The sequence below is a fragment of the Marinoscillum pacificum genome, assembly GCF_024714495.1.
GTDB classification, from domain to species: Bacteria; Bacteroidota; Bacteroidia; order Cytophagales; family Cyclobacteriaceae; genus Marinoscillum; species Marinoscillum pacificum.
In genome coordinates, this window is record NZ_JAMZMJ010000004.1 from 353728 (window position 1) to 365891 (window position 12164).

The window sequence follows — 12164 nt, forward strand, 5'->3', positions numbered from 1 at the left end:
ACACCAACATGAAAAAATATATCATTTTAATAGTAACACTATTTGCGATGCTGAAGAGCTGGGCAGCCGATCCGGGATGGTCGGTTTCCCCCGCCTCTTACAGCTATTCGATGACCGTAACGGCCGTTTTGGACGTCAACTGTACTGAGCTTACGAATGCATCCAATCGATTGGGTGCATTTGTTGGCGCAAATGTCAGAGGATCAGTATTAAGTGCGACAGTAGTTAATGGAAAATACGTGGCTTTACTGACGGTGTATAGCAACACCATATCAGGAGAGGACATTTCTTTCAAAATCTACGACGAAGACAATGATCAAATCATAGATGCAACGACCGTTCTGGCATTTCAGGATGATGCTTCTTATGGTACACCTTCTGTTCCACAAGTGATTAGAAACAATCACCCACCAGTAAACCTGGTATTGGATAATCTGGATGTAGATGAAAACAATGCGGTTGGTGACGTGATCGGCAACTTATCAGTGGATGATGAAGATACTGGTGATAGCCACACGTTTACATTAGTTGCTGGTGATGGAGATACAGATAATGCAAGTTTCACCATCACTGGAAGTGAGTTGAAATTGCAGGAAGTAGCCAATTTCGAAGTGAAAGAAAGCTATGAAATCCGGGTAGAAGCTGCTGATGCAATCTGCTCTATAGAAGCTGCATTTGTGATTGATGTAAACAATCTAAATGAAACACCAACCAATCTAACTCTATCTAACCTAGCCATTGATGAAGGCGTAAGTGCTCCATTCACTATCGGAACACTAGGATCTGAAGATGAAGATACGGATGAAACATTCACTTATTCATTGGTAGCTGGCACTGGTGATACAGACAATGGCACTTTTGAAATTGATGGCACTTCATTAGTGAGCCCTGTTACTTTCGATTTTGAAACTCAACCTTCTTATTTCATTCGTATTCGTACCACAGATTCTGGTGGTGAGTATTTCGAAGCTGAATTTGAAGTTACTGTCAACGATTTGAACGAATCTCCGAGCAATTTGGCTTTGAGCGGGCTAACAGTAGATGAAAATCAGGATGCCGGAACAGCAGTAGGCACTCTTTCTGCTGATGATCCAGATACTGGTGAAGTACTCACTTATGCTTTCGTGACGGGTACCAATGACAATGCATCTTTCCAATTATCAGGAATCCAATTGTCTACCAACGAAATCTTCAATTACGAAGAAAAAAGTGAATACACTGTAGTAATAAGCGTAACTGATTCTGAGAATGTTAGCATTGAAGAAACCTTCACCATTTCGGTAGTAGATCTGGAAGAAACTCCAACGAATATCGAATTATCTAATACTACGGTTGCTGAAAACAACGATACTCCGTTAGAAATAGCCACTTTGACAAGCGAAGACAATGATGCTGATGAGACCTTCACTTACACCTTAGTGGCAGGTACAGGTGATACCGATAATGCAACTTTCTCTATTGAAGGAGAAAAGCTGGTTACAAGTACTGCATTCGATTTTGAAACTCAATCATCGTTTGCAATCCGCTTGAGAACAACTGATTCTGCAAATGAATTCTTCGAGAAATCTTTCACCATCTCGATTACAGATGTCAATGAAACGCCTTCAAACTTAGCGTTAAGCACCCTATCTATCGAAGAGAATCAGGAAGTTGGAACAGTTTTAGGCACTCTTTCTGCCGATGATCCAGACACAGATGAAGTCTTGACCTATGAATTCGTAGAAGGAGAAAATGATAATGCTTCATTTACTCTAAATGGAACAGAACTATTTGTCAACGAGGTATTCAGTTATGAAGTGAAAAACGAATATTCAGTAACCATCAAAGTAACCGATTCAGAGGATGTAAGCATTGAAGAAACGTTTACTATTTCAATAATCGATCAGGAGGAAACTCCAACGGATATTCAACTGTCATCGGAAACTGTAGCAGAGGAGAATTTCACACCTCTACAGGTAGCTATCATGACGAGCACGGATGACGATACAGATGAAACGTTCACTTATACGCTTGTAACTGGTGATGGAGATACAGATAACACTACTTTCTCTATCAATGGGGACACACTTTTTACATCCACGAAGTTTGATTTTGAAACCAAGTCTTCGTATTCCATTCGTTTGAGAACGACGGATTCTGCAGACGAATTCTTTGAGAAATCCTTCACAATCACCATTACGGATGTCAATGAACCTCCTTACGATTTGATTTTATCATCAACAGAAATAGAAGAGAATCAAGCTGTAGGAAGCGTACTTGGGACATTGAGTGTATCTGATCAGGACGCTCCCGAAACGTTGACATTTGAATTAGTAGAAGATGGCATCAATGACAACAGCTTGTTCGAATTGGTCGATCAGGAAATCCGTACAAAAGAAGTATTCAATTACGAAATCAAAAATGAATACACACTTCACGTGAAAGTCAGTGACTCTGAAAATCAAGTGATTCAGGAAACTTACACAGTAAGTATCCTCGATGTGGAAGAGGCTCCTACGGCTATTCAACTTTCAAACTCTGAGCTTTTAGAAGGAAACGATTCTTCTGTGGAGCTAGCTGCTTTGACTAGTACCGATGAAGATTTAGATGAAACTTTCACTTATACGTTAGTGGCAGGAGATGGAGATACGGACAATGCTTCATTCACTATAGAGGGCGATCGTTTGATCGTTTCTACCGTATTTGATTTCGAAACCAAGTCTTCTTACTCGATCAGAATTAGAACTACTGATTCTGCCAATGAAACATATGAAGAAGCTTTTATTATCAATGTATTAGATAATAGTGAAGCTCCATACGACTTCACACTTAGCAATCAAGAAATCAATGAAAACCTTCCTATTGGAACAGTAATCGGCGTTTTAGATGTAGAAGATGATGATACCAACCCAACAGTAACTTATAGTTTCACAGATGGCAATGATTCAGATGTCAACGCATTCCAGATAGTGGGTAATGAATTACAGTCAGCTGTGGTTTTTGACTTTGAGCAAAAGTCTAGCTATTCTATTGCTGTGATTGCCACTGACAATGATGGACTGACTGTGGAGTCAAGTTGGGATATTTCTATCCTTAACTTAAATGAAACTCCAGAAGATCTGGAATTGGATAACAGAACCATCAAGGAAGATCAGCCAATTGGTACATTGATTGGTTACTTATCGGTATACGATGACGATAAAAACGAATCCATCACCTTTAGTTTAACCAGTTCACTAGGCGAAAACAACAACACTTTAGTAGAAATAATTGATGAGGAACTGGTGACAAGTCAGGTACTCAACTTTGCGGATAATGAAGAATTGATCATTGAAGTGACTGCCTCTGACAGTGAAGGTGCTTCTGTTACAGCTCAGTACACAATTGAGGTTGAAGCTATTTCTGCATCGAAATTTCCATCGATTGATATAGTAACTCCAAATGGTGACGGTATTAATGATACCTGGACCATCAATAATGTAGTAGACTATGCCAACTACAGTGTGAAAATCTTTAACGCCAATGGACAATTGGTCTTCTCTGTTGCTTCCAACTACGATAACGAGTGGAATGGAAATAACAATGGAGTGATCACTTCAACTGGTGTGTACTATTACGAAGTGCTGAACAATACATTTCCAGGCAAGAAGTTTACTGGTACAATTTCACTATTAAAATGACCCTCGCATGAAAAAATTACTATTTCTAATACTAACAATTTCGTCCTCGTCGGTCTTTGCTCAGGATTTGAATAATCTTTATTCCTACTCTCTGGGTTGGTCCAATATTAACAATGCCTATGTGGGGACACAAGGTGGATTTGACATACTTTTCATGTCACGATCTCAATTTAATGGTGTACCGGGAAGTCCAACAAACAATGTTGCCATTGGAAGTTTTGCGATATCTGATGTACAGTCTATTGGAGCCAAAATAATCAGTGATAGCAGAGGCGTATTCGATATTACACGATTTGAAGGAATCTATGCTCAGCAATTCCAATTGAATACAGAAGGTAGTTTCTTGCGGTTCGGGATGTCATTTGGTGTGACCAACTCCTCCATTGACCTAAGCGGAGTTAACAACAATGAAGAAGTATTAGCAACTGGAGACCCAGTATTGACTTCTTCAGGATATAACTACACACACTTCACTTCTGGTGCGGGAGTGTTGCTGTTCCACCAAAATGTGGAATTGGGTGTTTCTACTCCTCACCTGGTAGAATCTGATAAGGGAATTCAACCTTTAATTTTATCATCTGCTGCTTACAATTATCAAATTGCGTCAGCAAACATTGGTCTAAAACCAGCAGTGATCTATCAGAGTAGACCGGATGACAAGAACATCTTTGATGGATTCTTGACCGTAACGTGGAAAGATCTCTTAAGCGGAATTGCTGGATATAGTTCAGATGATCGTCTACGATTTGGAGGAAGAATCAAAGTGAGTGACTTCAGTGTAGGGTATATCAATGAGTCTCCTTTTGGATCCAATGCTAGAACAAACACTACGCATGAAATCTCTGTCAGAGTGACCCTAAAGTCCAGCAAAAAGAAAGAAGTTTCTGCATTGAACAGCCAAATCAATCAATTGCTGGCTGAAACAAAAGAACTTGCTACTGGCAGCTATGACAAGGATTATCTACGCAGCAGATTGATTGAAATCGAAAGAGAACTTGACGATCTGATTGAGAAAAATTCGGTGGCTAATTCAAGTGAAATCGCGGTGAAGTTGCAAGAATTGGAAGGCCAGATTCTTCAAATTTTTGACAAACTAAATCGATAGAGTATGAGGCTAATAGCATTACTATTTTTCTGTGCTCCACTGATTTTATTTTCACAGGAGGCATCACAGGACAGCACATTGGTTTCTCAGAATGCCAATAAGATTGATGAACTGAAAAGAATGATTCGTTCGTCTGTGGAGAAAGAAGATGAATTGATATCGCTCAAAGGTGAACTTTCGGCAGCCAATGCCAGAATACTGGTATTGGAAAACACACTGGATAGCTTGTTGGAGAAGTTAAGACCACTGATGATCGAACCAACAGGTTCTTTCTACATCGTAGTTGAAGCACAAAAGAGTGAGGCTAGAGGTTCTCTGGCTTTGAATCAATTGAAAGAAGAGTTGAAGGACGACTTAAAACTCGTTCAATCCGAATCCGGAAATTGGTTTTTTGTCGTGCTCAGTGAAAGCCCGAAAGATGATCGATTAATTGATAAGCTCGATAAAACTAGAGGCATAGTTCCTGATGCCTGGTTTGTGGAACGAACCAAAACGCAGCAGATGAACAACTAGTACATTTGATGTCGGTGTATTGAATGTTTGAAGGGAGTTATACTAAGGAAACTTAGCTATTTCTCCCTTCTTCTTTTTATCGCGTAATCACTTCACATCTAAAATCGCTACTTGATAGATCTTCATAAACGCACAGAAAATCAGTGACTTATTGCGAAGCTGATTTTTTTTACTATTTTAGAGCTACCATCAGCTATGTCAGGATCGTTGTTTACCAAGTTACGATCAACCTTTAACTAATGAAATTCTGGCCCATTTCACTGCTACTGGCAGTTATTGCATGTAAAAGCAATGTGGATATCCGTGATGGAGTTTATCCCATCAATCAATCAATTTTTGAGAATGGAAAGATCATCTCTAATATCACAGACAAAAGATTATTAGAGACTTCTGGATTGGAGTATAGCACCAAAAATCCGGGTCATCTGTGGACGCACAATGATAGCCAGGGACAGCCCTCCCTTTACTTGATCGACACTCTTGGTCAAGTTAAGTTAACCGTATACTTAAATGGTGCAGAAAACTATGACTGGGAAGACATCACCAGTGATGGTGAGCATCTATACATCGCTGAGATCGGTGATAACCGTGCGGAAAGAGAAAGCATTAAAATCTTTATGCTGGAAGAACCAAAATTAGAAACCGAGGACTCAATAGCCATCAATGACTGGTTGGAGATGGAACTAACATACACCAATGGAGCCAGAGATGCGGAGACACTCATGTATGATTTCCAAACTGGCGAGTTAGTCATTGTGAGCAAACGAGATGAATCCTGTTACCTGTATTCGTTCATGTTCGAAGCTGGAGAATCCAAGTCTCTAGAACCAAAAGGGCAAATTCAGTTAAGAATGTTCACAGCAGGTGACATCAATGAGTCTGGTGAAATCCTCCTCAAAAATTATAATACTATTTTTTATTGGTCTGCGTCAAACCTTTCTCTTAAAGAAAGGTTCGTCAAAGGTCCAGAGTACACTATACCGTATGTTGTGGAACCACAGGGAGAGGCAATCACCTTTGCTCCTGACAATTCGTTTTATACGGTAAGTGAATTTAATGAACACAGTAAACAAAACGTCTACCACTATCAGCGAAAGATGTAAAATGCATTATTTAAAAATTTAATAATTATTTAACCTTATTTCGTATATTAATTTAAATATTATAAAATAGTGTATCGTTTAATTATGTAATTGCTAATATTAACGTGTTTCACACCCTCAACCATGAACCTAAACCATCAAATCAATATCGACCATGAGTCACTGATCAAAGAATTGGAGCCAGATGAACTAGAAATAGCCAAGACTTGTGCTTATAAGATTAAATCACATCTGGAAAAACTTTCGTTAAAGGATCAACAGTATTTAAATAACCTATCAATAGTTAACAATATCATCTCGCAATATGACAAAGCATTGAGATGTGGCGTCAATTCCAGTAGACTGAATTAATTCTTTTATTTTGGAAATTTGATTTGATGAATCAGAGAATACCACAAGCGGCTTATGTCCTGCCTTTGAGTACCTCTCTATGAAGATAAAATCAAAACGTTATCAGGCAGCAGTATTTGATCTTTCCTAATTAATACGTTACTTGGAATGTATGAAACGCCTATTGCCTATTGTCAGCATAGCTTTAATTATTACAGCATGTCCGGCCCATCAAAATTTTGGTCCTCAATTTTTATATGGACATTATCAAAATATTGAAGATACGTCTCTTTATTTTTCAATAGGACTAACCCCAGTAGGAGAAGATGAAATACACAAAATACTGTTTATTTACTCGGTTGGCGACAGCATCTATGACAGCTTTTATGAGACGGAAAGAGAGTATGATTCCAAGAAAAATCAATCTCTAATTACCACTATTGAAGGACAATACCTCATGATTCATCAAATAACCGATACCAACATTGAGGTTTATGGCCCTTCCAATTCACTAGATGATTTACAATCAGTGGTGCATGAATATCAAAGATTACCTGATGATGTTCAGATTTTCCCTGAATCTATCTTATTCCCCTAAAGTGTTTAAGAATAACCTTTAAGATTTGCCTTTGAGCACCTCTTTCATTTCATTGACTTTGAGCAACGCTTCAACGGGTGATATGGTATTGATATCTATCCCTCTAAGAAGCTTCATTACCTGTTCAAATCGAGGATCACTCTCAAACAAATTCAACTGGAACTGACTGCTAGGAACTTCTGCCAACTTCTCTTTATCGCTTTCAGATAGTTTGTCTGCCTCCAGATGTTTCAGAATGGTGTTTGCTCGTATTACTACCTGGTTTGGCATACCTGCCAATTGAGCCACGTGAATACCAAAACTGTGCTCACTACCACCAGCTTGGAGTTTACGAATGAAGATAATCTTGTTTTCGAGCTCCTTTACCGCCACGTTGAAATTCTTAACCCTTGGCAAGTCGTTGGTCAACTCATTCAACTCATGATAGTGGGTCGCGAAAAGCGTCTTGGCCTTATAACTTTCATGATTATGCAGATACTCTACAATAGACCAGGCTATGGATATCCCATCATATGTACTTGTTCCTCGGCCAATTTCATCCATCAACACCAGCGAGCGGTTGCTCAGGTTGTTGAGAATACTGGCCGTTTCGGTCATCTCCACCATAAAGGTCGACTCACCTCTGGAAAGATTATCTGAAGCTCCGACTCTGGTAAAGACCTTGTCCACCAGACCGACACGGGCATAGCCTGCTGGAACGAAACATCCCATTTGCGCCATCAATACAATCAATGCAGTTTGGCGAAGCAAAGCCGACTTACCGGCCATGTTCGGTCCAGTGATGATCATGATCTGCTGACTCTCATCATCCAGATACACGTCATTCGGGATGTAGTCCTCCTCAGGAGGCATGTTCTGCTCAATAACCGGGTGACGTCCTTCTTTGATATCCAGCAAATACTCATCTGTGATGATTGGCTTCACATAGCTATTTCTCTTCGCCAGATAAGCAAAAGAGGTCAAACAATCCAGAGATGCTATCGATCGGGCATTCTGCTGAATGGTCTCAATGTATTCTGTGGCAAACGAAACCAACTCCATGTAGAGCTTCTGCTCTATCACAAATATTTGGCCTTCTGCATTGAGGATTTTTTCCTCGTAAACTTTAAGTTCTTCGGTGATGTATCGCTCGGCATTGACCAAAGTTTGCTTTCTGATCCACTCCTGAGGAACCTTATCTTTATGAGCATTGGTCACCTCCAGGTAATAGCCAAACACTTTGTTGTAAGCTATTTTTAAGGAAGAAATACCTGTTCGCTCAGTCTCTCGCTCTTGAATTCCTTTCAAGTAATCCTTACCAGAGAAAGCAAGCTTTCTCAATTCATCCAACTCCTCATTAACACCATCTTTGATGATATTCCCTTGAGTAGCATTGATTGGCGCATCATCTTTTAATCCTGCATCGATGTTGGAGAGTAGCGCTTCGCACTCATTGAGCTGATCAAGATGTTGAGCAAAAATGGGATTGGATGATTTTTTTAGTTCGTCTTTAATTGGTTTGATCTGACTCAAACTTTTCTTCAACTGAACTAACTCACGAGGGTTAATTCTTCCTGTAGCTACTTTTGAAATCAGTCGCTCCAGGTCACCAATTTGTTTCAAATAAGCATTCACTTCATTGAGAAGATCATCTTCCTCCATGAATGCTTCTACTGTATTGAGTCTGCGCTCAATTTGTTCTTTATTCTTAAGCGGAAGCACCATCCATTTGCGAAGCAATCGACTTCCCATTGGCGTTTGAGTGCTATCCATAATGTCAATTAGCGCAGTGCCATCAGATTGACTTGGATGAATTAACTCAAGATTTCTGATGGTAAACTTATCTAACCAAACATATTGCTGTTCGTCAATTCTTGACAGCTGACCAATGTGCTTGACCTCCTTGTGCTCGGTTTCTTCCAGGTAAAAAAGCACAGCTCCAGCAGCAATAATTCCAAGCTTCATTTCCTCTACACCATAGCCTTTGAGGTTATTGGTACTGAAATGTCTGGTCAATTTTTCATACCCATATTCGGTACTGAAGATCCAGTCCTCCAGGTGAAAATTGATATAATTGGCCCCAAATGACTTTTCGAATCGTGCTTTCTCTGCTTTTGAATAGATAATCTCTGAAGGCTGGAATCCTTGAATCAGTTTCTCCACATAATCAACACTTCCTTCAGAAACCAGGAACTCTCCTGTACTCAGATCAAGAAAAGAAACCCCGCATGCTTTCTCATCATAATGAATGGATGCCAGGAAGTTATTTCTTCTTTGCTCCAACACATTGTCATTCATCGATAGACCAGGAGTAACCAGTTCGGTAACACCCCGCTTCACAATACCTTTGACTGATTTTGGGTCTTCCAGCTGGTCACAAATTGCCACCCGGTTTCCGGCTCTCACCAATCGTGGTAAATAAGCATCCAAAGAATGGTGCGGAAAACCAGCCAACTCTATATGTGATGCAGAACCATTGGCTCTTTTGGTCAGGACGATATCCAAAACCTTACTCGCCTTCACGGCATCTTCTCCAAAAGTCTCGTAAAAATCTCCAACACGGAACAAGAGCAATGCACCAGGATATCTTGCCTTGATGGCATTGTATTGTTTCATCAAGGGAGTCTCTGAACTTTTCTTTGCTTTGGCCATTGTGGAGTATTGGTGGTTATGTGCGCTGCAACTAAGCCACAATATTACAAGTAGTCCACGAGAGATGTAAAAAAATCGCCACCTTAATTGGCCACGATTCTACATTTTGATGCTGGTTAAGTTTCCTATAGCTCAATAGTTAACAAAATGGCATCATTTGATAATGCTTCAAACGCTACTTCACGTTCATTATCCCACAATGCAAGTGCATCTTTTGGTTGCAATAATCTGTTCTGAAATTCGAAGGCTCCCTGAATGACATAGGCGAAGACTCTATTCCTCTTGGAAGGAGGTACCATCCCTTCCTGACGACCTTCATACATTCCAAGAGAAATTCGAATATTCTCCTGACTGATCACTTCAATCATCGAGTTAATTCCTTCTTCCAAATCAAATTTGGACTGATGATTAACGGACGCTGACGATTCATACTGTATTTCCAGATACTTGATAGTGCTTTCAAAATAAGGGTTGAAAACCGCATACGATTGCCCTTTAGAGATGGAAAATGAAACAACATCTCCCACATCAATGGTTTTCACTTCTGCTAGTGCCTTATAGGCCAATTCGCCCTGAATAGGAATCAACACTACTTGCATATCTGATTGGGCAACTGTAATGTCTTCTTTACATGCAATCAGGTCAACCTCCTTTACAGATTGGAGTGCAAAGAAATGTCCATGCTGTGGTAAGTATTCGTTCTGTGGAGACAGAATGTGATGTTTCGTGCATCCAACATTTGAATTCATTTTTCTTAGATCTGCTAAAAAAATTACTGCCGACTCTTCGATTGTATTGATCATCACTATTTTGATTTAAACTGACATATTTGAAAATTCTCACCTAGTGAAACCATGTGTGTAAATATTTCTTCTCCTCTTAAAATTGAGAGTTGTTTATCACCATCGGTGAATAATAGCTGTCCATTGATGTTGTCAATCCAGGTAAGCCAGTCACTGTAGAAATTGATGGTAATAACATGTGCTGACTTATCATCAAGATCTGATTTTACTATCTCAAACTGATAATTTTTAAATGGAACACAGGCCTGGTCTAGAACATTGTAATGGTCAGGCATCATGCCATTCAAACCTCGGAGATAACCAACAATGGAAGTGCTTACTAGATAGTTGAACTTAACCATGTCAATCGAACTCTGCTCAAACTGCGCAAAGGTTCTAAGGGAGCCGTCAGTGTCAAATTGCTGAGATTGGATCAAAAACTCACGAAATGAATCTTCGAAGACACCCTTTTCCCAGGCCGATTTCGACTCTGAAGTCACCAACTTCCTGTAGCATAATTTTACCTGACCTTTCATCGGATTACCCGCTAACGATAATGGAATGTGTCAACTCATAGCCACCACTTACTGATCCCTCTACTGTGGCTAATTCATTATCAACACCATCGCTGAATACATTATCGGAAGAATGATATGTATAACCAGACATCCCTTTGGAATAGCCATAGTCTGTTGCTGCATTCACTTGAACAACTGGTGAATCGCTACTGTCCTCAGGAAAGGCTATTTGGGTTACTAAAAGGGATTTTCCAGAGGCATTATAAACATGCACATGTATGTGTGTAGATCGACTCTGATACCAACCAGGAAAAATACTGGTAAATTCAACTTTACCTTCACTAGTAGTGACTTGTCGTCCACGCAAGAAATGAACATCTGAATAATCTACTGATTGCATGTTGGTGCCACCGTATTCCGAATAGTATCCATCTTTGTCACAATGCCAGATATCTACCAAGGCACCTTCTAATGGGTTACAATCATCATTCATATTTAGAATAGTAATGGCAATACTTAGAGGCACACCAGTACGGTCTCCTATGATATTCGTTTTCACCAAAGAAGACGGGTCTTTTATCGGGAAGGGACCTTCTGTTTCTGAGTTGGTCAGACTACAATCAGGTGACGACACATCTTCAGATGTATCTTCTGTATTGGATAGTATTTCATCGCTATCACTGGCGCTACAGGCTACTATTGGAATCATTGCAGCGCCCATTCCTAACCTCTTTAAAAATTCCTTTCTCTTCATACTTTTCTCGATTGATTGACCTCTGTTGTATCTGTATATCAACAACATAAGTCCTTTCTTGAACCTCCAAATTATTGTGGAGGTTGCATTGCTCAAGATAGATTCAACCAAAGAAGTCATTCATTCAATCAACCAAATGAAGTTTTCAACGAGTCAAAAGGGCAATGAATA

Annotated in this window: 10 protein-coding genes; 6 read left to right on the top strand and 4 right to left on the bottom strand. The window is 39.7% G+C overall.

The window, feature by feature from the left end:
* The first annotated feature begins 8 nt into the window (after positions 1 to 8).
* The 6 genes from NXS00_RS12685 to NXS00_RS12710 all read left to right on the top strand — a co-directional run bounded on the left by NXS00_RS12685 (position 9) and on the right by NXS00_RS12710 (position 7308).
* A complete protein-coding gene (locus tag NXS00_RS12685; protein WP_258099577.1) occupies positions 9 to 3659 on the top strand; it encodes a cadherin domain-containing protein in 3651 nt (1216 codons plus the stop codon).
* Positions 3660 to 3666: 7 nt separating this feature from the next.
* On the top strand, positions 3667 to 4764 hold the full coding sequence (locus NXS00_RS12690) for a PorP/SprF family type IX secretion system membrane protein (protein WP_258099579.1): 1098 nt from the start codon (positions 3667 to 3669) through the stop codon (positions 4762 to 4764).
* A gap of 3 nt (positions 4765 to 4767) precedes the next feature.
* Entirely contained in the window at positions 4768 to 5277 is a 510-nt protein-coding gene (locus NXS00_RS12695; protein WP_258099580.1) for a hypothetical protein, read from the top strand.
* A gap of 239 nt (positions 5278 to 5516) precedes the next feature.
* On the top strand, positions 5517 to 6380 hold the full coding sequence (locus tag NXS00_RS12700) for a hypothetical protein (RefSeq protein WP_258099582.1): 864 nt from the start codon (positions 5517 to 5519) through the stop codon (positions 6378 to 6380).
* 123 nt (positions 6381 to 6503) lie between these two features.
* The gene (locus NXS00_RS12705; protein ID WP_258099584.1) at positions 6504 to 6731 is read left to right on the top strand and encodes a hypothetical protein; all 228 of its coding nucleotides are present in this window, start codon (positions 6504 to 6506) and stop codon (positions 6729 to 6731) included.
* A gap of 151 nt (positions 6732 to 6882) precedes the next feature.
* Entirely contained in the window at positions 6883 to 7308 is a 426-nt protein-coding gene (locus NXS00_RS12710; protein WP_258099585.1) for a hypothetical protein, read from the top strand.
* Between the two features lie 18 nt (positions 7309 to 7326).
* Here NXS00_RS12710 and mutS read toward each other — a convergent pair whose 3' ends face one another.
* The 4 genes from mutS to NXS00_RS12730 form a co-directional block, all read right to left on the bottom strand.
* A complete protein-coding gene (gene mutS, locus NXS00_RS12715; protein WP_258099586.1) occupies positions 7327 to 9939 on the bottom strand; it encodes a DNA mismatch repair protein MutS in 2613 nt (870 codons plus the stop codon).
* Between the two features lie 125 nt (positions 9940 to 10064).
* A complete protein-coding gene (locus tag NXS00_RS12720; RefSeq protein WP_258099587.1) occupies positions 10065 to 10742 on the bottom strand; it encodes a pirin family protein in 678 nt (225 codons plus the stop codon).
* 2 nt (positions 10743 to 10744) lie between these two features.
* Positions 10745 to 11257, bottom strand: a complete 513-nt coding sequence (locus tag NXS00_RS12725; protein WP_258099588.1) for a hypothetical protein — start codon at positions 11255 to 11257, stop codon at positions 10745 to 10747.
* Positions 11258 to 11261: 4 nt separating this feature from the next.
* On the bottom strand, positions 11262 to 11993 hold the full coding sequence (locus NXS00_RS12730) for a dioxygenase family protein (RefSeq protein WP_258099589.1): 732 nt from the start codon (positions 11991 to 11993) through the stop codon (positions 11262 to 11264).
* Positions 11994 to 12164 lie beyond the last annotated feature (171 nt).